The following is a 22,450-nucleotide window of genomic DNA, read 5'->3' as shown; positions in this document are numbered from 1 at the left end:
TATTATGAAAATTAACAGAACCACCGAATTTTTCTGCTAGCTTAGCCTATATAAAAGTATAAGTTATGAAAAAATTCCTTTTAAGCATACTCACTCTTTTTATATTCAATGGATTACAAGCTCAAGAAAAAAGAGCTAGCCCACTTATTACAACCAGTCAGGAGATTGGAAATCTGGAAATTAAAATTCAATATGGTCAACCTTCCATGAAAGGACGGACCATTTTTGGCGATTTAGTGCCTTTTGATAAAGTTTGGCGTACCGGTGCCAATGAAGCTACCGTGATTGAATTTAGTCAGGATGTAAAAATTAACGGGCAAGTAGTTAAAGCCGGTAAATATGCTCTTTTCACTATTCCTGGTCAGAAGGAATGGACCATAATCATTAACGCCGTATGGAATCAATGGGGTGCTTATAATTATGATTCAGAAAAAGATATTCTCAGCTTTAAAGTCCCTGCTAAGCAGACAAAAAGCCCAGCTGAAAAATTCAGTATTGAAATTTCAGAAAAGGGTAGTATCAGCCTCAGCTGGGATACCACTCAAGTTTATTTTGAAGTGGAGAAAGCCTAATTCGAAACCTTTCGAAGGGCATACTGCAGGATAGCTGCTACTGAAATGCTATCCTTAATTTCTCCTTCCAACACCATTTGAAGAGCTTCCTGAAAAGGGAGCTTTTTTATTTTCAGCTTTTCGCTATCCTCAGGTTCTGCTTCCTTTTGAGTCAAATTTTTAGCAATAAAACAAAGGGATCGCTCATCGGAAACCGAATTACTTAAATGCATTTCTTGCATAAACTCCCATTCCGAAGCTTCTAAACCTGTTTCCTCTTTAAGCTCTCTTTTTGCGCTTTCCAGAGGATCAATTTCAATAGGACCGCCACCTTCAATTATCTCCCAGGAATACGCCCCATCAAAAGGAAACCGCTCCTGCCCAACCAGAAATATCTCCTCTTTATCTGTAATGGCCAGAACGCCAATTGCCAGATTCTTAAAATGCACTTTCCCATAAATTCCATCTCCTCCATTAGGATTTAAGATGGTACTGTGCTCTACTTTAATCCAGGGATTTTCATAAACAGTCTCACGGCTAAGTTCGGTCCATTCACCAGCCTTACGGGGAAATTCTGCCATAGTATTTTTTAGAGCTTCAAAGAAACTTATTCTGTTTCTTCGGAAAGACTTTCTCGTGCTTTTTCTTCGGCTACCGCCCGTTCATATCGACGGCCATAATCTATTTTCTCGCCATTATAGCGCACTTCAACTCCATCCATATACTCGATGGTCACAATGCGGTCTCCGGTCTCTGTAAAGAACTCCCAAATCCCTTGACGTACTCCTCCAGCATAATCTCCCCGGCGTTTTATCTGCCCATTGGGATAATAATAAATATGCGTACCTGATTCGAGTCCGTTTTCAAAGCTTCCTTCAAAACTCAACTGTTCTTTATCCAGATAATAATGCTTCCATAGCCCATTACGCAAACCTTCGAAATAGCTTCCTTCTTCTTTATTATCATTGATCGTGAATACCCAGGCTCCTTCCTTCATACCATCAACATAGGATCCCTGGGCAATTACTGCACCGGTATCATTGTATTCGGTAGACATTCCATCTTCCAAACCAAAGGCATATTCTTCTTCCCTCAAAATTTGACCATTCTGGAAATACCATTCCCATAATCCATTTGCCTTTCCTGCTACATAAGATCCCTGTTGTTCGATTTTACCATCTCTGAAATAGTAAAGCCATTTCCCAACTTTCAAATCATCCTTATAACTCCCCTCTGCTTTAAGGCTGCCATCCCGATAAAAACTTTTCCAAGGTCCTTGCTTACGGCCTTGTTCATCGATTAAACCTTCAAATAATTTAATGCCTTGATCGTAAACGCGAGCAGCAATAATTTCTCCCTGCGAATTGTATTCGCGATGCACCCCGGTAGCCTTGCCATTTTGATAAGCTCCTTTAAAAATCACATTACCGGTCTTAGGATCTATTTCCCTTTTGATTTCCAGTTTAGCTACCTCTGTGGCACCTTCCTGCAGCTCGCCATGAATCCATTTTTCAACCCGAATCAAATTGCCATTGGATTTATAATACTTCCAATAACCATTTTTAAGATCATTGAGATAGGGACCTTCTACCGCAATGCTCTTATTGCCATGAAACTCCATCCACATCCCCTGCTTTTGTTCTTGTTGATCGAAGCGATTGATATTTTGCTTGCGAATAAGCGCTCCATTCTTAAATGTTAATAGCGTGATCACTCTGCCATCCTCCGCATATTCGTATCCAATTCCCTCGGTTTTACCATCTACATAAGGCACTTCCTTTTGCACTGAACTATCCGGATAGAAAAAGGTGCTAAGCCCTACTTGAACATCCTCTTTAAACTGATCGATTTTTAAAAGCTTTCCCTCTTTGTAAACCTTACTGGGACCATTCTTCTTTCCCCCTTGGTAATTAATTTCTGAGGTTCGTACTCCTTCGCGATTGTAAAAGATCCAGGGACCTTGCAGTTCGTAATTTTGGCGATTTCCTTCGGCTTTCAGGACCCCATTGCGGTAATAACTTTTCCAATAGGCATCTGGCTTGCCATTGCGTAAGCTCCCTTCGCTGCTTACTTGCCCATTCTCGTAGTAGTAGCGGGTGGGCTTGAGACTATCCCCGGCTGTTTGCGAAAACGAAGATAGAGGAAAGACCGCTATCAGGATAAAAGCCAAGGTTCTTAATAACATATATATAGTCTTTTTTAAAATCTAAATCTTATGATGATAATAATGTGCTGTGAATAGACGGTATAAATTTCAGAAGGAAGCCTTGCTTTCTTGAGCTATTAAATCTTATTCACAACAATTCAAGGCTAACTTACAGCATAAATGCTTCATTTACCAGCTTAAAGCTATCGCTATTCACAATTGTTCATAAGCCTAATTCACGGAGCGGATTTAAAAAAAATTTCGCCGCTGCGCGGTTAATAAACTCCCTTCAGCTGGTGAAAATTGTTGTGGTAAAAAAGAATAAGCTGCGCCCTTAAAATCGGATATTTGCCTATACAAAGTCGGAATTGAAAAAGTCAAGCACTATTTTTAAGAAGTAATAAACAATCCACCCTGATTATTATTTCTTTATTGTTAATAGCAAAGCTTTGAAAACGAAATCTTTACAGACTTATTAAAAATTACCCACCTATGAAAATTGCCATTGGAGGCGACCACGCCGCAGTAGAATTGAAAGCCGCTATTATTAACAAATTGGAGTCTGCCGGACATGAGCTGCACAATTTTGGAACCGATTCTACTGATTCTGTGGACTATCCAGACTTTGGTCATCCGGTAGCAAAGGAAGTCCTTAATGGAGATGCAGATTTGGGTATTGTGATTTGCGGCAGTGGTAATGGTATTAATATGACTGTTAATAAGTACGCCGGTATCCGTTCTGCCCTGGCCTGGAACGAAGAATTGGCTTCTTTGGCGCGTCAACATAACAATGCTAATATTCTGGCTCTTCCGGCCCGTTTTGTTTCGCTTGAAGATGGTTTAGCCATTACCGATGCTTTCTTAAATGCCACTTTTGAAGGCGGTCGCCATGAACGTCGAGTAGCTAAGATTGCTCCTTAAAATAAGGAAGAATCACATCTTCCAACTGTTCCCAATTTTCTTTACTGAAGGATTGATAGCCATTTAAGACTTGATACGCTCCACTGGCATTCGTTTTGGTTTTATCTAATAACTTCAGATAATCCAGATCGCTGGCTTTATATAAGGGGTAATCTTCATAGAATATCCAATATTGATGGCCGGGTGTTAGGCGGTATTCTTCCATCATATAATTAGCGTGATAGCTTAACCAATACATATTGGTAAATGAGCCTAAGCTATAGAGTTCGGAACTTAGGTTTTCCACATCTTCTACCTTTTGCTTAAAAACTCTCAGGGAGTCGATGCCAAATTTATCCTTCACAAATTTTTGACGAGCCGCATTCCATTCCATGCGCCCTTCGGCAATTCTTTGCAAAGACATATACATACTAAAGGGACTGGCGGTAATATAGATGGCCGTATCTATATGATTATTGGCCATTAAAGAAGGAATCATATAGGCGCCCTGTTCAATTCCCATCAGAATACTATGCTCCGATCCGGCAATTTTCTTTTGCTTGCGCAGATGGCTAATGAGGTTCTGGGCATTTTGCACCTGTTGGCCTTTAAATTCCAAAGATTTACGGCTGTAGAAAAAGGCTCCTTCGGCAGGAGGTTGATAAATACAAAGGATATCGTAACCTGCTTTAAAAATTTCTTGATAGAGCTCAGTTTCTTCGAATTGAACAGTGTCTATCGCCGGAGGTAAAAAAATGAGTAATTGCTCTGAAACCTTCTCGTGGCTTGCTAAGCTATAGGGAATGCTATCGCGTAAATAAGGTTCAAGATAAGCGGTTTTTTGAACCGGAGCGCCGGTTTTACAGGCACTTAATGAGAGTAGAAAGATTCCGGCTAGAAAAACCATTCCTCTTAAATTTTGCACCTTTGCAAAGGTTTTGCCGAATCCTGTAGATCTCTCCATATTCGTTGTTTATTTAGTTGCGATGCTCGCCGTGGGTTTTTACTTCATGCGTCGCAACAAAGATATTGATGATTATTATGTAGGCGGCCGCGGAATGAGTAGCGGCCATATTGGATTGAGCGTAGTTGCCACGGATGTGGGCGGCGGATTCAGTATAGGCCTGGGCGGATTGGGATTTGCCATTGGACTGGCCGGTAGTTGGATGTTGTTTACCGGTTTAGTTGGCGCCTGGCTATCCGCTTATTTCTTGATCCCAAAAATTTTCGGCCTGCTTCGCAGACATAAATTATTCACTTTTCCCGAAATATTTTACCATCTCTTTAATTCCCGGGTAGCTTTTTTAGCCGCTTTGGTGAGTGCTATTGGTTATATCGGTTTTACAGGTGCGCAAATTTTAGCGGGCGCTAAGCTAGCTACCGCCACTTTTCCGGATTTGAGTCCACAAACAGCGGTTTGGATTATGGGATTAACCGCGGTAGTTTACACGGTTTTCGGCGGTTTAAAGGCAGTAATTTACACCGATACGGTACAGTGGATTATTCTGATGGCCGGATTAATCTTTATCGGAATTCCCATGTCCTATTTCGCGGTAGGCGGTTATGATGCCATAAAAGCGACTCTGGATCCCTCTTTCTTTAATCTTTTCAATTTGCGCTGGGTCGACCTCTTTAATTGGGCTCTAACCATTATCCCCATTTGGTTTATCGGCATGACCCTCTATCAAAGAATTTATGCCAGTCGCGATGAAAAGACGGCCCGTAAAGCCTGGTTCCTGGCTGGAATTTTTGAGTGGCCCATTATGGCTTTTATGGGGGTATTATTAGGCCTCTTTGCGCGAGTAGCCTTGCAGCAGGGAATGTTTGATGAAATGGGCTATACCGACCTGGCCAGTATTGATGCCGAGATGGGCTTACCCTTATTATTGCGCAGCATTCTTCCGGTAGGCCTGATGGGTTTGATGATGTCGGCCTACTTCTCCGCGATCATGTCTACCGCGGATTCTTGTTTAATGGCAGCCTCAGGAAATGTCCTCACAGATATTATTGGGCGCTATACCAATTTATCAGAAGACAAACTGTTGCGTTATTCCCAGTATGTAACATTTGGAATCGGGGCACTGGCTTTATTATTGGCCACTCAAATGAATAATGTACTCGACTTGATGCTGATGTCTTACAGCTTTATGGTAAGTGGCTTACTAGTACCGCTTTTAGCCGCCTTATTTTTTAAGCAAAAATCTTCAATTGCTGCCTGGTGGTCCATCTTAATTGGAGGAGGCACAACCCTTAGTTTGGAAGTATTAGTGGTGAACAATTCACTCCATATCCCCTTAGATTTAAATCCCAATCTATTTGGAATCACTGCAGCCTTAATTACCTATTTCAGTATCGCTAAATACAAAAGCAATGAACTACCTACTTATCGACGGTGAAGCCGGAGCTCATTCCGATTTTAATAATCAGAAGATCGCCGAATTCTTATTTAAGCATTTAGAGCAATATGGGGATCCCATAGATCAGATCCAGGCTTGTTTGGACTATGTTTTTAATCCGGATAAAGGTGGTTTTGTGGCCTTAGCTTATACGGATGATCAAAAAATAATGGGCGCCACCATTGTCAATAATACCGGTATGAGTGGCTATATCCCCGAAAACATATTGGTGTATATCGCGGTAGATGCAGAGACTCGCGGTCAAGGCTTAGGGAAGAGTTTAATGCAAATGGCCCTGGACCATGCAAAAGGAAATGTTGCTCTGCATGTGGAGCCCGATAATCCGGCGCGCAAGCTTTATGAGAAGCTCGGCTTTACCAATAAGTATTTGGAAATGCGTTATCAAAAATAATGGAGGCCCGGGCGCTTCGACATCATTTACATCAAAATCCTGAGCTTTCGGGCCAGGAATTCCAAAGTCAAAAATTGCTTCAGGAGCTACTTTCTGAATTGCAAATATTTCAAATTGAAACCGTAGGAGGGACCAGTCTTATTGCCCACTACGATAGTGCTAAGGAAGGAACACATCTTTTAATAAGGGCCGATTTCGATGCGCTACCCATTGATGAACCCAATGAATTAGAATACCGCTCCCAAAAGCCCGGTGTTTCCCATAAGTGCGGACATGATGGCCATACGGCGATTTTATATTCCGTAGCGAAACAGATTGCGAAACAGCCGCCTAAAACAGGAAAATTGAGTCTCTTGTTTCAGGCTTCGGAAGAAAATGGACAGGGAGCAGCAAAGGTTTTGGCAGATCCGGCTTTCGCCAAATACGATTACCACTTTGCTTATGCCTTGCACAATATTCCGGCTTATCCATTGGCTGAAGTGCTCTGGCGTAGCGGAAATTTTAGCGCTGGAGTGAGCAGCCTGGCTTTCGAGTGGAAAGGATTGGAAACCCATGCAGCTCATCCCTGGGAAGGCATTAACCCAGCCCGGGCCATAGCGAAATTAACCGAGGCGGCAGCTCATGCAGAAAAGCAAGATCCCAACCATGAGGATTTCTTTTTATGTACACCGGTTTATAGTCTATTAGGAGCGAAAAACTACGGCATTAGTCCCGCTCAGGGCGAATTGCATTTTACTGCTCGAGCTTGGCGAGGAGATTATCTGGACCAGCAAATAAAAGCGCTAAAACGGCTTGCCCAAAAGGAAGCGGAAGCACAGGGCATGCAGCTTGAAGTTTCGCGCTTCGAAGAGTTTTGGCCAATCCGAAACCATCCTGAAGCCTTAAATTATTTGCAAAGGGCATTGAAAGAACTTGATCAAAGCAACCGAGCCTTAGAGCAAGCATTCACCTGGGGTGAAGATTTTGGTTTATTTATAAAAGATAAGCCGGGTTTAATGTTTGGCCTCGGAGCAGGAGAGGATTGCAAGGTTTTACATCATCCCGAATACGATTTCCCGGATCCTTTGATTGAAGAAGGAGCCAAAATATTTCTTCAATTAATAGCCTTACACCTCGATGGATAATACCAGTTATATCGAATTAAGCGAATCGGCACTGGCCAATAATTTTACATACATCCGAGATCGCTTGGCCCCTGGAGCACGCTTATCCCATGTAGTAAAGGGGAATGCTTACGGACATGGCATTGATCCTTTTGTTCCCCTGGCTCATAAATTGGGGGCAGATCACTTTTCGGTATTTGATGTGCATGAAGCAGAGAATGTAGTAAAGGCATTGGGAGGAGAACCAGTTGATATTATTATCATGGGAATGGTTGCTCAGGAGCAATTGGAGTGGGTGATTCAAAATGAGATTGGCTATTTTGTATTCGATAGTAAACGATTGGAGCAATCGGTGCTTATAGCTAAAAAGTTAAAGAAGAAGGCCAAGGTGCATATCGAATTGGAAACCGGTATGAATCGCTCAGGCTTCGAAATGGAGAACTGGCCTCAGATTACACGTTTTTTAAGAGAAAATGCTGCCTACCTTGAATTGCAAGGATTATGTACTCATTTTGCAGGCGCCGAAAGTATAGCCAATCATTTAAGGGTAAGGCAACAGATTAAAAATTTTCGCAAAGGACGAGCCTTGTTTAAGAATGCAGACTTGATTCCTCAATGGTCTCATACAGCTTGCAGTGCGGCCTTTTTACGGTTTCCGAAAACCCATTTGGATTTAGTGCGAATAGGGATTCTGCAATATGGATATTGGCCCAGTATAGAAACCTATATCAGCATTGCGGGATTAGAAGAAAACCCGGTTGATCCATTACAGCGTGTGATTAGTTGGAAGAGCCGGGTAATGAACGTTAAAAAGGTTCATAAAGGCGAATACATTGGTTATGGCACTTCCTTTTTAGCCACACAAGAAATGAAAGTAGCCTCTGTTCCGGTAGGCTATTCGCATGGATTTAGTCGTAGTCTTAGTAATTCCGGTCGAGCACTGGTGCGTGGCATGCGAGTGGGCGTTGTGGGAGTGGTAAACATGAATGTGATGATGCTTGATGTGAGCAATCTCGACCATGTAGAAATTGGAGATGAGGTAGTACTCATTGGCAAACAAGGGGACCAAGAAATTAGCGTTAGCTCTTTTAGTGAATATAGCGATCAAATGAATTATGAACTTCTAACGCGCTTACCTTTGGATATTCCGCGCAGAGTAAAAGCAATATAATGGCCTATCTCACTTTTAATCGCAGCAAGCTAAAACATAATTATACGGCGCTTAAAGCCCTATTCGATCAACATGATATCGAATGGGCCATTGTTACTAAGCTCCTCTGTGGCGAAGAGGCTTTAGTAAAGGAAGTGGTGGATTTAGGGATCAAAGAAATCTGTGATGCCCGAATTTCTAATTTAAAAGTGGTTAAGGAATTGGCTCCGGCCGATGTGCAAACCGTATACATCAAACCCCCGGCTATTGAGAGTATTCCCGAATTAGTGGAATATGCCGATGCCAGTTTTAATTCGGAGTTTGAAACGATTAAAGCCATTAGCGAGGAAGCCGGTCGGCAGGGAAAGATGCACAAGGTCATTATCATGATCGAATTGGGCGATTTACGAGAAGGAATTATGGGTGAGGAGCTCATGGATTTTTATGGATCGGTATTCAAATTGCCTAATATTCAAGTAACAGGGATCGGATCTAACCTTAATTGCTTGCACGGGGTAATGCCCAGTACGGATAAGCTCATTCAATTGTCGCTCTACAAGCAATTGATAGAGGCCAAATTTGGACGTAAAATCCCATGGGTTACCGGCGGAACCTCAGTGGTAATCCCTCTCTTGCAAACCCATCAATTACCGGCAGGAATTAATCATTTTAGGGTAGGGGAAACCTTGTTTTTTGGCACCGATATCGTGAACCATGGACCTATGGACGGTATGGAGCAAGATGTGATTACCCTCTACACTCAGATCATTGAGATCAACGAGAAGCCCATGCTGCCCATCGGAGAGCTGGAAGCGAATCCACAGGGCGAAACCTTTGAGATCGACGAAAGCCTTTATGGAAAGACTACCCACCGCGCCATTTTGGATGTTGGGACTCTTGATATCTCCAGTGAATATCTAATTCCTTTTAAGGATTTGAATATCGAATTTGTTGGCGCCAGCAGTGATATGCTGGTGATTGATATTCACGATAATGAACGTGGTTATAAGGTGGGCGATTTTATTCCATTTCACCTGAAGTATATGGGAGCCCTAACCCTTTTCAATTCCTATTATATCGAGAAACGGGTGATTGATAACTAAGTATTTTTCCCAGATAACTCAGAAACTCCTGTAGAAGGAGGCCTGCAATCTTGACAAGGGAGTAATTTACAAACTCTTATCTCGAGGACTTCTGCAATTTGAAACAGTCTGTTTAAGCTTAGCTTTAAATCGCAATTCTCAATTCGGGCATATGTGCTTTGTGAAATCCCCAGCTTAAAAGCCATATACTCTTGGCTGTAGCCTTTATTTGTTCGAAGCTGTCGAATGTTTTTTAAGATGGTCGACATAATTTAGAAAAAGGTAAATGGGGTTCAATAGGAACGAGCAGGATATTGTTATCGTATAAAACACCCGGCATTAAATAGTGAATTTCGAGGAAACTAATAATTACTAGCAATTGTTTTTTGATAGTATAAATTAATTAGCTTATATATCATTTATTTGATAATCAGACTGATGGTTGATCATTTAAATCGCTATTTAGACAACTTAATGAATATTTAATAGCACTTAAACCCCCATTGTTAATTCATAAAATGCATTATTTATACGAATATTGCATAGGATTAATGTATACTAACACTTTGTTTTAAACCTATGAATTCAAATTGTTGAGTCATCGGTACCAAGCCGATCTTGGGTTTAAATCAGATCAACTATGTTATTTCGTAATTTTTTATTGCTATTCTTTTTAGCAACTCTGTTTTCGTGCTCAAGAGAGAGTGGTACCATTGGCTTAAGCTCACATGAAGATCTTCCAATAGAGTTGGAACTTAACTCTGAGAACCTGGAAGGGTTTATCAGCAATGGGTATAATAAAAGAACGGATCATTTATAATATTCAGATCGTTACCTAGTTCCCAAATATTATAATGAGCTTGATGCTATTTTAGAAATACCCGAAAGGAAAAATTTATCAGTAAGCTTTATCAATTCAGAGAGTCAGAATTTAGGACCAGTATTCGATGGACGCGTAGAAAAATTGGTTTTGTCCATCTCATCCTTGCTAAATGATGACAATCAAATTATAGGTTTGATTTTTTACTATATGGACTATGATGAATCTCTTAAAGTGGCTATTTATTCGAAAGCCAAAGCACCCTCCAAGTCTTATGAATTAATTGATTTCCCGGCTAAGGATGTTCATTCCATAAATTTTGATCAATTGCTTTTTCTTAATCGCAGTGTATTTGGTTCTTCCGTTACTAAAATAGAAACGATAGGACTGGACAGAATTCAGATACTCTCCACAAAAAATCAGATTGATGAATTAGGAGTTCTGGTTCTGGCAATGAATTACAATTTAAAAGAATCCTGTAAAGCCTATTTTGATTTCATGGAGAAGAATGGGGCTCAAGAGGGACAATATAAATCCACTTTGGTAATGGCTCCCGAACCTGGCAATGGTCAAGAAGGCTGCGGATTGGTTCACCAATGTCGCGATAATAGCTTGGGCCCTGCCTGTATGCCTTTTAATGGAGGCTGTCGGGAGCAACCTTGTGTAAAAAAAGATGTAGAAGCAGAGTATGGCGCTTATGGATTAACCACAGACTTGGCCATGTATTTACATAATCTAAGTGATACAGCCTTGTATGATTTTAGGGATTCACTTGTGTCTACTAAAAGAGGAATGTTCTACATTAAAGCGTATTACAATCTTTCAGGTTCATTTTTAAGTACCGTGGATATCCCACTACTAATAGAAATAGCCAAGGTGTCTCCAGCCTTAAAAAAACTAACTGATGCTATTCGTCATCGAAATAAAACCTATATTTTGAGTTCTGCAGATTATCAGTCAGTTATTAAAATTTTGCAACAGTCTTCAATAAATAGCACAAACATTACTTATCAATCATTAATAAACGACCTTATACATGATTTAAAAAAGTTTGAAGGTCAGAGTGTTTCAGGAATTTACAAACTACTAAACAATTAAACAGATTGAAGTTAAACTTTGTCGAATTAATCAAATTACTCGCCCTATTATTGGTAGTAGAGTTTATTTATTGGTTTACACAGGATTTTGTAATCTTTAATATTCACCTTATTGACTCACTACCAATATTATACTATTCGAGCGCTCCCTTAATCTCTTTGCTTTTACTAATTCCATTAGTGATGTTAAGGAAACGAACGGGCTCTAATTTGTATAATGTATTCTTTTTGCTTTTTACTACTTATTTTATGTTTTCAGCGGGGCAGCTTTACGGGCAATATTGTGCAGATATTAAAAACTTGAACACTAGTTATTTCCTATTAAACACGATTTTAATGTTGATTGTAATAGTTGTTGGTAGCCTATTTTTACTTAGAGAGCTTATTAGTGAAAAACCTATCATTTTAGGACTAGGCCTTGTTGTATTATTCTTGGATTACTATTATTTTCTGTTTGGATATAATATGTTCTATGTTAACCACGGCATTAGTTAATGTTTCATGATAAACCAAACGGCAAACTCTTGTTCTAAAACACGTAATTTCAGGCCCCATGAAAAAGGCCTTATTACTTATTCTGGCAATTGTCTTTGCCGCTTGTTCGGATGAAGATGCCGTTCCGGAATATCGTGCGGATGCAGATCAATATTTAATTCCTCAAGTTCAGCATTTCGAAAGTCGAGCGGGTTCTCCTTTTGTTTGGAATGCCCAAACTCAAATTCAAGCGGATTCTAATTGCTTGGCCGAAGCGCGCTATTTACAGACTTTGATTAGTGATCATAGTAGCTTCGAACCCCGAATTACTACATCAAAGGGACAAGTACAATTGAGCCTTTCTGAAGAATTGAAAGGACCAGAGGAAGCCTATATCCTTCAAATTGATGATGCCCGAATCGCTCTGGAAGCGAAGTCAGGTGCCGGCTTAATGCGGGGTATACAAAGCTTGCGACAGCTAATGGTTGATGCTTTTCATAAAGGGGACCGTCAAGATTCCTGGGCTTTAGCACCACTAAAAATTAGCGATGCACCTAAGTTTAAGCATAGAGGCTTATTGCTTGATGTATGTCGGCATTATTTCGATAAAGTGGTAGTAAAGAAGTACATCGATTTACTTGCCCTATACAAGATGAATATCTTGCATTTACACCTTACCGAAGATCAGGGCTGGCGATTTGAAAGTGAGGCCTTTCCCAAATTACATCAAGAAGCCGCCTACCGAATAGAAGAAGATGGCTCTCGATATGGAGGTTACTTTTCCAAGGAAGATTTAAGGGAACTGGTGGCTTATGCCGAAGCACGTCATATCACTATTATCCCCGAATTGGAATTACCGGGACACTCGCAGGCAGCTTTATCAGCCTATCCCCAATTCTCTTGCCTGGGAGCAGATGCGAGTATTGAAGTAGCTAATGATTGGGGGGTTTTCAAAGAAATCTACTGCGCAGGAAACGATTCAACTTTTAGTTTTCTGGAAACAATTTTAGAAGAGTTATTGGAGATTTTCCCCTCTGAATACATCCACATTGGAGGAGATGAAGCCCCAAAATTTCGCTGGGAGCATTGTGCTAAATGTCAAAAGCGTATGGCCGATGAAGGCCTTGCTGATGAACATGAATTGCAGAGTTATTTTATTAAGCGAATCGAAAGCTTTTTAAATGCCAAGGGACGCAAACTGATTGGTTGGGATGAGATATTAGAGGGAGGACTTTCACCTAATGCCACGGTACAAAGTTGGCGTGGAATGGAAGGGGGAATAGCCGCTGCGCGTTCTCAGCATCAGGCCATCATGTCGCCCACCAGTCATTGTTACCTCGACTATGGCTTGCATCAAATTGATTTGAAGAAGGTCTACAGGTTTGATCCCATTCCGGCTGAATTAAGTGAAGAAGAGCAGAGATTTATTATTGGCGGTGAATGCAATATGTGGACGGAGCATGTATCTAATGAAGCTAATTTGGATTCGAAAATTAATCCTCGCATGCAGGCCCTGGCAGAAGTGCTATGGACCTATCCGCAGGATAGGGATTTTGGGGACTTCTTTCAAAGGATGCAGAAGCATTATTCTATGTTGGAATCCCTGGGGGTGGCCTATGGTCCAGAAATGATTCCCGCCGAAATCTATGCCGATGTGAACTTCGATAGCGCTGAGGTTTTTATAGGCTCTAAAACCAGTTTTGAGGCTATCGATCAAGAGGTCTTTTGGAATGCTAAAAAGGGACCCTGGGGATTTGTATTAAAAGAATCCGGAACCTTAAGAGTACAGGCTCTCAAAAATGATCAGCCTTATGGGGATACCATTCAGCAGGAATTTGTATTCCATAAGGCTTTGGCGCGAAAACCGCAGTATCAAGCGGAGTATTCGCAATGGTATACCGGGGGCGGAGAGGCGGCTTTGGTGAATGGTCGTTTGGGCTCCCTAAACTTTAGGGATGGCCAATGGCAGGGCTTTTCGGGACAGGATATTGAGCTGTGGCTGGATCTAGGTGAATTGAAAGAGATTAATTCGGTAAGCTCTAATTTTTACCACTACAACAATGCCTGGATCTTTGTGCCAAGGAGCTATAAAGTATATGCTTCTCAAGATGGAAAGAGCTGGAGACTTATGGGCGAAAGCCGACCTCAAATTCAAGCAGAACAAAGGGGGCAGCATATTGAGCATTTGGAAGTAAAAAGCAAAAGTCAGACTCGCTTTATAAAGTTGGTGGTTGAATCACGAGGTCGAGTGCCGGACTGGCATGAAGCAGCAGGAGCAGAGGCCTGGTTATTTATAGATGAAATTATCGTGCAATAATGGAATTTGAAGCTTGTATAGAATCTTTGGAAGGCGCACTATTAGCGGATAAATTCGGTGCCGATCGGGTAGAGCTTTGTTCGGCTTTACATGAAGGAGGACTCAGTCCGGGTACGGCCCTATGCCGGCAGGTAGTGCAGCAATCGCATCAAAAAGTCTTTGCCATGATTCGCCCCGTTGCGGGAGGCTTTGTTTACAGTCCTAAGGAGCTGGAGCTGATGAAACTGGAAATTGTGGAATTAGCGCAAACCGGAATTCAGGGGGTAGTTTTTGGGGTTTCCAATCCTGATGGCAGCTTACATGCCGAAGCCAATCAGAGTTTAGTAGCCATCGCTAAAGAGCATGGATTAGCAAGTGTTTGCCACCGCGCTTTTGATTTTACCCCGGATCCTTTTGCGGCTTTGGAATCCATTATTGAATGGGGCTTTGTGCGCTTGCTGAGTTCTGGTCAGCAAGCCAAGGCAATTGAGGGTTTAGATCTTTTGGTTCGCTTGAAAGAAGCTGCTAAAGATCGTATTGAGATCATGGCGGGCAGTGGGATTATGGCTTCGGCAATGCCAGCGTTTAAAGCCTCCAATTTGGATGCTGTGCATTTTACCGTGGGTGCTTTTGAGGCAGATGTACCCTTGGGAATGGGTGCACGCTTAATTTCGGGTGAGCAGAAGGTAAAGGGGATTTTGGCTTTTAAGTAGTGTTTAAAGCTTTTCCTTTGCAAACCGGAGAAGGTCATCGATGTTACCCCCGTCAGCAATTTTCAAGGCGGCAATGTATTTTTTACGAGTATTATTTGCTTGGCTCATTTGGTTCTGACCCCAGTTAAAAGCATTTTGACTAGTTAGTGTCTCCAAGATAAGATCCGCCATTAGTCGGGAATGTCTACCATTTCCGTTGGGGAAGCAATGAATGCTAACCAACCTATGTTTAAACCGAATGGCAATTTCTTCAGGAGGGTAGGATTTTTCTGTAATCCAGAATTTAGTATCATCAAGCAGTTTATGCAGTTCGATGTTGATTTGTGTCCAGGGAACGCCTAGATTTTTCTCTGAATTGCGAAAATTACCCGCCCATTTCCAAACATCTCCAAACATTCTTTTATGGAGACTTTTGATAAAAATTGCACTTAGAATTTTTTCGACTGTGAATTTCTGTTGAATAGTCCAGGCTATTGCTTTTTCAATATTCAATTGCTCAAACTCATCCAATTCGGCTTGATTCACAATGGTGTTGATCTTTAATCCGTCTTTTTCTTCTTCATTTATGGGGGTTTGTCCGGGTGAATAACTGAGGTTTAATCCCATAAAGACTTGTTTAAATCACGTTTTAATTCTTCGGAAAGTTCACTGATAGCAAGTTTGATTTTTTTCTCGGTAATAGCTTGATTTTCGAGCTTCATACTTTGATGAGTTCGCATTACAATTTTGCGAGCCAATTCTTCCGCTTTTTGATCTATTAAGTTTTGAATAGAGCCATCTTTAGGCACTAAAGCGTATACAAGCCTAAACTCTAAAGCCTCAGCTGTTTGCCGAAGAGAATTTAGACTAATACTACCATTGGCCTCGTTATTTTCCAATTTCCTTACTCCTTGTCGAGTAATATTGAGTTTAACACCCAATTGAGCCATAGTCATATTTAAACAACTTCGGATTGCTTTAATCCAACCCGCCTCTGGATTTTGAATTGATTGGGCCCTAACAAAGGGTTTGAGCTTTTTCTCTAATTGTTCAATTTGAAGTTTTTTAGCGCTTCTCATGACCGTAATCTTGATGTTCAGTAAACTAATTAGTTTACTAAAGTATAAAAATGTAAACTAAAAGGATTACAAATAAATCAAAAAGTAAGCTTATTGGTTTACAAAGTATAGTGGTTTAAGTGGAAAATAGTTCTGTTGATTAATCCTTTGATCCAGTATTTTTACCCAATGAGGCATTGCACTTACATTATCTTCTACCTAATCAGCATGGTCGCTTTTGCGCAAGAAATGCCCTTAAGTGATAGTTGGCAATTCCGACGAATGGGTGAAAGTGAATGGCTTCCCGCTCAGGTTCCTGGAACCGTGCATCAGGATTTGATGCGGGAGCAGCGGATTGAAAACATTTACTTTGAGAACAACGAGCATCGTTATCAGTGGATTGAAAAGGAAAACTGGCAGTATCAATGCCGCTTTAACCTAAAAGAGGGGGTTCCACAGAATTTGGTTTTTGATGGTTTGGACACCTATGCCAGGGTTTACCTTGATGATTCTCTGCTTGGGGAATGTGACAATATGTTCCGACGCTGGGTTTTTGATTTAAGTGAGCTTAGGTCCGGAGAACATAACTTGAGGGTGGACTTTATTTCACCTTATCAATACCATAAGAAGACCCTGGAAAGCTATCCTCGGGCCTTGCCGGCAGGCTCGGAGACCGGCGATTTAAAAGTGAGTCCATTCAGCCGAAAGGCAGCCTATCATTTTGGCTGGGACTGGGCCCCGCGAATTGTTACTTGTGGGATCTATCGTAAGGTCTATTTGCAATCGAGGGAAACGCGAATTCAAGAGGTTCGGGCGACTTTATTAGCACAGAGGGGTTCAGCAGCTTTTGTCCAATTCGATTATACTATCGAAAACGAGAATGGAAATTTATCGCTAGAGTTTCAAGGTCAAAGAATGGAAGTTGAGCGAGGCCCGATGGATTCCCAAAGCTATTTAGCCTTTCGCAAGAGGATTGATCAGGCCGAATTATGGTGGCCGCGTGGCTATGGTAAAGCTCATCTGTATTATGATACACTCAAGCTATTTAAAGACGATAGCCTTATTGACGTATTTCCATTTCGCTATGGCCTTCGAAAGGTAGAATTGGTAAATGCACCGGATAGTTTGGGCACCTCTTTTTATTTCAAGATTAATGGGAAGCCCATTTTTGCCAGAGGGGCCAATTATGTACCCCAGGATATGCTTTTACCAAGGGTTTCTGACGCCAGCTATCGGCGACTTTTAAATCAAGCGGCATCGGCGAATATGAATATGCTGCGTGTTTGGGGTGGTGGTGTTTATGAAAAGGACTTGTTTTATGATTTATGCGATAGTCTGGGAATTATGGTATGGCAGGATTTCATGTTTGCCGGAACCATGTACCCTGCGGATCAACCAGGCTTTTTAAGCAATGTAAAGGCTGAGGTAGAAGACAATGTGAAGCGCTTGCGCCAACATCCGTCTATAGTGCTTTGGTGCGGAAATAATGAAATTGATGTGGCCTGGAAAAACTGGGGCTGGCAAAAGCAATTCGGCTATTCTAAAGAAGATTCTTTGCAATTGATCAGGGGCTATGAAAGCCTTTTTAAACAGCTTATTCCTGAGACCCTGACAAGCCTGGATAATCGACCCTATGTGCATACCAGCCCCTTGAGTAATTGGGGTACCGCCGAAAACTTCAAGCATGCCAGCATGCATTACTGGGGGGTATGGCATGGTCGAGAAAGCTTTGATCGGTTTAATAACAATGTGGGTCGCTTTATGGTGGAATATGGCTTCCAGTCATTCCCGGATTACAAAAGCCTGCGAAGGGTAATTCCGGATAGCAGCATGTACCTGGAGTCTGAGGCTATGCAAAATCGACAGAAAAGCTATATCGGAAATGCTGAAATTCTCAGACAGGTTTTGCACTATTATGGGGAGCCAAAGGATTTTAAGGACTTTATTGATAAGAGTCAGGCTGTGCAGCGTGTGGCCCTGCAAACAGCCGTTCGGGCCCATCGCATGCAAAGGGGTTTTTGCATGGGTTCCTTAATGTGGCAACTTAACGATTGTTGGCCCGGACCGTCCTGGAGTGTAATCGATTACTATGGCCGGGAAAAACCAGGCCTGGATGCCTTACGAAATGCTTTCAGGCAAACCTTCTGGTATGTGGAAGACGGAGTGATTTATTTCTCCATCGAAGAAGATCAGCACTTTGATATCCGACTGCGTTTTAAACCTGAAGACGGACCTATGATTAGCCCACTTATCCAACGGGATTTTAAAGGTCCGGGTACTTATCAGTTACCTTTGAGGGAGCTCCCGGAATCGCAAGGTTTAATGCAAACCGCTGAGCTGAAATACATTGAGATATTTCCGAGTGAAATCTAAAATTTCCGAATTTTTACCTCATCCATAAACAGCCAGCTTTCCTTGCCAGCACTAATATGACCAGCAGGCAAAGGACCGTAGTTTTCGACAATTACTTTGACCTTACGCGCTCTACGACCACTAAAGCTTAGTTCAATATCTTCAATATGGGTACCGCTGGTCATGTCGGCTGTTTCAGGTTGAACCGCCCCTAAAAACTCGAATTGGTCATCAAATTGAGCGGCATAAAACCGCACTTGTTTGGGAAGGAAAATCCAGGATTTAGTATCCTGCAAAAGATTGGCGCTAAGGCGTGAAATATGCTCTCCTTCTGGCCCGAGGTCGATGATAATTTCTACGTCCTGTCCTTGCCAACCTTGCCAACCTCCGGTGCGGAAGTCACTTCCGCCATCCATACCATCCAACAAGGTATTGGAGCCACTACCTGGGTATTGAGGATCAGTAGGAGTGCTGAATTCTATTTTCCGATTAGTTTTCAATTTCACGAAGACTGTTCCTGCAAGCTTGCTGGCCTTCTTGCCCGGGGCCTTTGCCATGGCATACAGCAGGGAATTATCCTTTAAAACGATGGGCTTTTCATAGAGGGTAGAATTGGTGTCCACCTGATTTCCGCGCAAGGAATAGTAGATTTTAGCATCCGGATCAGCACAATGCAGGCTTAGGACCAGGCTATCTCTAAACTCAGCACTTTCTTGCTTGATAAAAGGAACAGGACTAATTAACTCATCCTTGATTTCTGAAACCGGTGCTTCTAAACTAGGGCCAGGTTTTGGGCCCATTACAAATGTCAATTCACCACTTTCAAGAATTGTCTTTTGACTGATCCAAGCCTGGGTATACGGATTTCCATTCAGGCGAATTTCCTGGATATAGACATTATCTGGCCCTTGGTTTTCAACTTTGATTTTGAAGCTTTGGCCGTTTTCTAGCTGTAAACTGGCATTTTTTACCAGTGGCGATCCTATGCTATAATCGGGGCTACCGGGCGTTACCGGATAAAAACCCAGGGAGGAAAGCACATACCAGGACGACATTTGGCCACAATCTTCATTGCCTATCAAACCATCCGGGCTATTATGGTACATCTCCTTCATGATCCGGCGCACCATGGCCTGTGTTTTAGCAGAAGCCCCGGTATAATTATAAAGATAGGCCATGTGGTGGCTAGGCTCATTGCCATGGGCATACTGACCAATAAGACCGGTAATATCTGCCTGCTCGCGGCCCGAGGTTTCTTGAGGGGCATTAAACAAGGCATCTAGCTTGGCATTAAAACCATCGGGACCACCTTGTAAAGCAATTAAACCACTAAGGTCTTGCGGTACATAAAAGCTGTACTGCCAGGAGTTTGCTTCCGTAAAGTTGAAGTTCACCTCAGCCGGATCAAAGGGCTCCAGGAACATCTGCTTGCGCTTGGCTCGCATAAAGCCTGTTTCAGGATCGAAGATGTTCCGATAATTCTGAGCTCTTTCAATAAAAACGCGGTAAATGCTATCCTTACCCAGTTCCTTGGCAAATTGGGCAATGCACCAATCATTGTAGGCATATTCCAAGTTTTTGGAAACGGATTCATGCTCATCATTGGAAGCCATATAACCTTGAGCGATATAATAAGCTTTGCCTAATTCATCCTTTTCAGCCTCTTCAATCATCGCTTTAAGGGCCAGTTCTGTATCAAAGTCGCGAATACCCTTAGCATAGGCATCAACGATTACTGGAATGGCATGGTAGCCAATCATGCAGCCGGTATAATTCCCGGCTAATTCCCACATGGGTAATTCGCCACCGTTTTGGTATTGGTGTAAGAAGGTTTCAATAAAGTCGAGGCTACGCTCTTGCTGTGTTAGAGTAAAAAGAGGGTGGGTGGCCCGATAGGTATCCCAAAGAGAGAAGACGGTATAATTTGAAAAACTGCGGTCCTGATGTATTTCAAGGTCGGTGCCTCGATACTGCCCATCTACATCCTGAAAGATGTTGGGATTCAGGAAAGAATGATACAAGGCAGTATAAAAGATCTTTTCGTCCTCAGTGCTTTCGAACTGGGCCTGGATTTTAGACAATTCCGTATTCCATGCTTCTTCACAATTTTGACGCAGTGCCTTAAAATCCCAGCCTGGAATTTCTTCTTCTAGGTTTTTTTGTGCGCCTTCCATTGAAACAGCCGAGCTGCCAATTTTTAAATAGAGGTCATCCTGCCTATCAAAGTAGAGCAGTACTTTGGTGCTATCCGCATTAAAGCGACTTTCCTTTAAAGGCTGCGAAAGCTCCAGATAAAAATAGAGATGTTGTTCCTGAGCCCAGGCTTTGGATACACGGTATCCACGAATATGACTAGGGTCCAGAATTTCTAAATGAGCATCAAGCAGTTGATCCCGATGTTGCAGGTCAATAACCAAACCTTGGTTAGTGCTTTCCGGGTATTGGTAATGATGCATTCCTGCTCTTTGACTGGCACTTAGCTCAACACCAATATTGTAATCCAAAAGCTCTACCTGATAATATCCCGCATGAGCTGATTCCTTGCTATGACTAAAGCGAGAAGCATATCCAGAATCTGGACCACTCTCCGAACCATTATTAAAATGGCCTTCCCCGGTAAAGGGCATGATTAACACATCACCATAGTCAGAAATACCGGTACCGCTAAGGTGGGTATGCGAGAACCCATAGATTACCGAATCGCTGTAATGGTAACCACCGCAGCCATCCCAACCGCTTAAACGCGTATCCGGACTTAATTGCATAAAGCCAAAAGGAGCGGAAACTCCGGGATAGGTATGACCATGTCCGCCCGTTCCGATAAATGGGTTTACTAATTCGGCCCAGTTTTTAGACGCGATAGACTCTGGCTCCGGACCAGAACAAGCAAGGGCGAGAACTAAGGGTGCGAAAAGGATAGATTTACTGCGCATTTTGAGCCTTTTTTTCGTTCCATACCAGGGCAGAGGCGCCTAGTACTGCGGCATTTTGTTCGGTTAAAGCAGATATTTCAATCCGCACTTTGTTTTTGTACAAGTGCAGAAGGTATTCTTCAAAGTATTTTTTGGTGGGTCCTAGCAGGAGATCTCCAGCTCGGGCCATTCCTCCGAAAAGAAAAATGGCTTCGGGGCTGGTAATGGCCACCGCATTGGCCAAACTAAAAGCCAGGCGTTTGGCTGTATAATCGAGAATATCTAAGGCCAGTTTATCCCCTTGGGCGGCGGCATCGCCTATATCCTTACCACTGAGTTGGTCCATGGAGGTTTGGCGAAGCATGGAATGCTGTGAGGATTTGGCCAACATAATTTGAGCGGTTCGCAATAATCCGGTTACCGAAGCATAGGTTTCTAAACAACCTTTTCGGCCACAGGCGCAATCTCTGCCATCATGCACAATTATGGTATGTCCTAGTTCTCCGGCAAAGCTATCATGACCATAAATTAATTCACCATTGCTCACAAAACCACTACCTACACCGGTGCCCAGAGTAACCACCATAAAGTCCTTTAAGCCTTTGGCTTTGCCAAAAACATACTCTCCAATGGTCGCGGCGTTGGCATCATTGGTAACATAGATGGGCAGTTTAAAATGCTGTTGAAAAAGTGCGATGAGGTTAATCACTCCCTTCCAGGGGAGGTTGGGCGCAAATTCAATAGTGCCTTGGTAATGATTACCATTGGGTGCACCAATACCTATACCCAGTATTTGCAAATCTTCCGGTAATTCGGAAAGACTTTGTTTAATGCTTAGGGATAGGGCTCTGGCAAACTCTTCCGGATTGAGATAATCTCGGGTTTTCACCGAACCCTTAGCAAGCACATCACCTTTTTCGGTTACAATTCCAAAGGGACTATTGGTACCACCGATGTCAATACCGATACTAATTTCCATACAGGTCAATTGGCTGCGGAAGTTACGAGA

At 42.3% G+C, this 22,450-nt stretch carries 19 protein-coding genes; 11 read left to right on the top strand and 8 right to left on the bottom strand.

The window, feature by feature from the left end; genetic code table 11:
- The first annotated feature begins 65 nt into the window (after positions 1 to 65).
- Entirely contained in the window at positions 66 to 572 is a 507-nt protein-coding gene (locus tag ACO05P_RS12650) for a DUF2911 domain-containing protein (protein WP_421751357.1), read from the top strand.
- On the opposite strand, the gene ACO05P_RS12645 is transcribed toward ACO05P_RS12650, so the two are convergent.
- Positions 569 to 1,132 (bottom strand): NUDIX domain-containing protein, encoded by a 564-nt coding sequence (locus ACO05P_RS12645; RefSeq protein WP_421751356.1) that lies wholly within the window; start codon positions 1,130 to 1,132, stop codon positions 569 to 571. The two genes, ACO05P_RS12650 and ACO05P_RS12645, sit on opposite strands and share 4 nt — an antisense overlap.
- Before the next feature lie 26 nt (positions 1,133 to 1,158).
- A complete protein-coding gene (locus ACO05P_RS12640) occupies positions 1,159 to 2,736 on the bottom strand; it encodes a toxin-antitoxin system YwqK family antitoxin (RefSeq protein WP_421751355.1) in 1,578 nt (525 codons plus the stop codon).
- Between the two features lie 453 nt (positions 2,737 to 3,189).
- Between ACO05P_RS12640 and rpiB the strand changes: the two genes are divergently transcribed.
- Positions 3,190 to 3,618: a ribose 5-phosphate isomerase B gene (gene rpiB, locus ACO05P_RS12635; RefSeq protein WP_421751354.1), complete on the top strand. Its 429-nt coding sequence runs from the start codon at positions 3,190 to 3,192 to the stop codon at positions 3,616 to 3,618.
- On the opposite strand, the gene ACO05P_RS12630 is transcribed toward rpiB, so the two are convergent.
- Entirely contained in the window at positions 3,602 to 4,561 is a 960-nt protein-coding gene (locus ACO05P_RS12630; protein ID WP_421751353.1) for a hypothetical protein, read from the bottom strand. The two genes, rpiB and ACO05P_RS12630, sit on opposite strands and share 17 nt — an antisense overlap.
- A 46-nt stretch (positions 4,562 to 4,607) precedes the next feature.
- Here ACO05P_RS12630 and ACO05P_RS12625 point away from each other — a divergent pair, with 46 nt between their 5' ends.
- Genes ACO05P_RS12625 through ACO05P_RS12605 form a run of 5 tightly spaced genes read left to right on the top strand, consistent with a single transcriptional unit; the run spans position 4,608 to position 9,761 of the window.
- The gene (locus ACO05P_RS12625; RefSeq protein WP_421751351.1) at positions 4,608 to 5,993 is read left to right on the top strand and encodes a sodium:solute symporter family protein; all 1,386 of its coding nucleotides are present in this window, start codon (positions 4,608 to 4,610) and stop codon (positions 5,991 to 5,993) included.
- Complete coding sequence (locus ACO05P_RS12620; protein ID WP_421751349.1) at positions 5,968 to 6,405, top strand: GNAT family N-acetyltransferase; 438 nt, start codon at positions 5,968 to 5,970, stop codon at positions 6,403 to 6,405. Before ACO05P_RS12625 ends, ACO05P_RS12620 begins: the two co-directional genes overlap by 26 nt.
- Positions 6,405 to 7,529 (top strand): amidohydrolase, encoded by a 1,125-nt coding sequence (locus tag ACO05P_RS12615; RefSeq protein WP_421751348.1) that lies wholly within the window; start codon positions 6,405 to 6,407, stop codon positions 7,527 to 7,529. The genes ACO05P_RS12620 and ACO05P_RS12615 overlap by 1 nt, the downstream gene beginning before the upstream one ends.
- Positions 7,522 to 8,679 (top strand): alanine racemase, encoded by a 1,158-nt coding sequence (gene alr, locus ACO05P_RS12610; protein ID WP_421751347.1) that lies wholly within the window; start codon positions 7,522 to 7,524, stop codon positions 8,677 to 8,679. The genes ACO05P_RS12615 and alr overlap by 8 nt, the downstream gene beginning before the upstream one ends.
- Entirely contained in the window at positions 8,679 to 9,761 is a 1,083-nt protein-coding gene (locus ACO05P_RS12605; protein WP_421751345.1) for an alanine racemase, read from the top strand. Before alr ends, ACO05P_RS12605 begins: the two co-directional genes overlap by 1 nt.
- On the opposite strand, the gene ACO05P_RS12600 is transcribed toward ACO05P_RS12605, so the two are convergent.
- On the bottom strand, positions 9,758 to 10,009 hold the full coding sequence (locus ACO05P_RS12600) for a helix-turn-helix domain-containing protein (RefSeq protein WP_421751344.1): 252 nt from the start codon (positions 10,007 to 10,009) through the stop codon (positions 9,758 to 9,760). The two genes, ACO05P_RS12605 and ACO05P_RS12600, sit on opposite strands and share 4 nt — an antisense overlap.
- A gap of 701 nt (positions 10,010 to 10,710) precedes the next feature.
- Here ACO05P_RS12600 and ACO05P_RS12595 point away from each other — a divergent pair.
- From ACO05P_RS12595 to ACO05P_RS12585, 3 genes are all read left to right on the top strand, one after another.
- Positions 10,711 to 11,658, top strand: coding sequence for a hypothetical protein (locus ACO05P_RS12595; protein ID WP_421751343.1), 948 nt, complete (start codon positions 10,711 to 10,713; stop codon positions 11,656 to 11,658).
- A gap of 552 nt (positions 11,659 to 12,210) precedes the next feature.
- A complete protein-coding gene (locus ACO05P_RS12590) occupies positions 12,211 to 14,448 on the top strand; it encodes a family 20 glycosylhydrolase (protein WP_421751341.1) in 2,238 nt (745 codons plus the stop codon).
- Positions 14,448 to 15,140 carry a copper homeostasis protein CutC gene (locus ACO05P_RS12585; protein WP_421751339.1) on the top strand — a complete coding sequence of 231 codons (693 nt, stop codon included), beginning with the start codon at positions 14,448 to 14,450 and terminating at the stop codon, positions 15,138 to 15,140. The genes ACO05P_RS12590 and ACO05P_RS12585 overlap by 1 nt, the downstream gene beginning before the upstream one ends.
- A gap of 3 nt (positions 15,141 to 15,143) precedes the next feature.
- Here ACO05P_RS12585 and ACO05P_RS12580 read toward each other — a convergent pair whose 3' ends face one another.
- On the bottom strand, positions 15,144 to 15,746 hold the full coding sequence (locus ACO05P_RS12580) for a mobile mystery protein B (RefSeq protein ID WP_421751337.1): 603 nt from the start codon (positions 15,744 to 15,746) through the stop codon (positions 15,144 to 15,146).
- Positions 15,737 to 16,198, bottom strand: coding sequence for a mobile mystery protein A (locus ACO05P_RS12575; protein WP_421751335.1), 462 nt, complete (start codon positions 16,196 to 16,198; stop codon positions 15,737 to 15,739). The genes ACO05P_RS12580 and ACO05P_RS12575 overlap by 10 nt, the downstream gene beginning before the upstream one ends.
- Positions 16,199 to 16,366: 168 nt before the next feature.
- On the opposite strand from ACO05P_RS12575, the gene ACO05P_RS12570 reads away from it, so the two are divergent.
- Positions 16,367 to 18,550 carry a glycoside hydrolase family 2 protein gene (locus ACO05P_RS12570; protein WP_421751333.1) on the top strand — a complete coding sequence of 728 codons (2,184 nt, stop codon included), beginning with the start codon at positions 16,367 to 16,369 and terminating at the stop codon, positions 18,548 to 18,550.
- Here the strand turns inward: ACO05P_RS12570 and ACO05P_RS12565 are convergent.
- Together ACO05P_RS12565 and ACO05P_RS12560 are read right to left on the bottom strand one after the other, a co-directional pair.
- Entirely contained in the window at positions 18,547 to 21,462 is a 2,916-nt protein-coding gene (locus tag ACO05P_RS12565; RefSeq protein WP_421751331.1) for a GH92 family glycosyl hydrolase, read from the bottom strand. The two genes, ACO05P_RS12570 and ACO05P_RS12565, sit on opposite strands and share 4 nt — an antisense overlap.
- Positions 21,452 to 22,420, bottom strand: coding sequence for an ROK family protein (locus ACO05P_RS12560; RefSeq protein ID WP_421751330.1), 969 nt, complete (start codon positions 22,418 to 22,420; stop codon positions 21,452 to 21,454). Before ACO05P_RS12560 ends, ACO05P_RS12565 begins: the two co-directional genes overlap by 11 nt.
- Positions 22,421 to 22,450 lie beyond the last annotated feature (30 nt).

This window comes from Croceimicrobium sp., assembly GCF_965228705.1.
In the GTDB taxonomy this organism is placed as follows: domain Bacteria; phylum Bacteroidota; class Bacteroidia; order Flavobacteriales; family Schleiferiaceae; genus Croceimicrobium.
The sequence above is the reverse complement of the archived record's forward strand: the minus strand, read 5'-3'. Positions and strand labels throughout refer to the sequence as shown.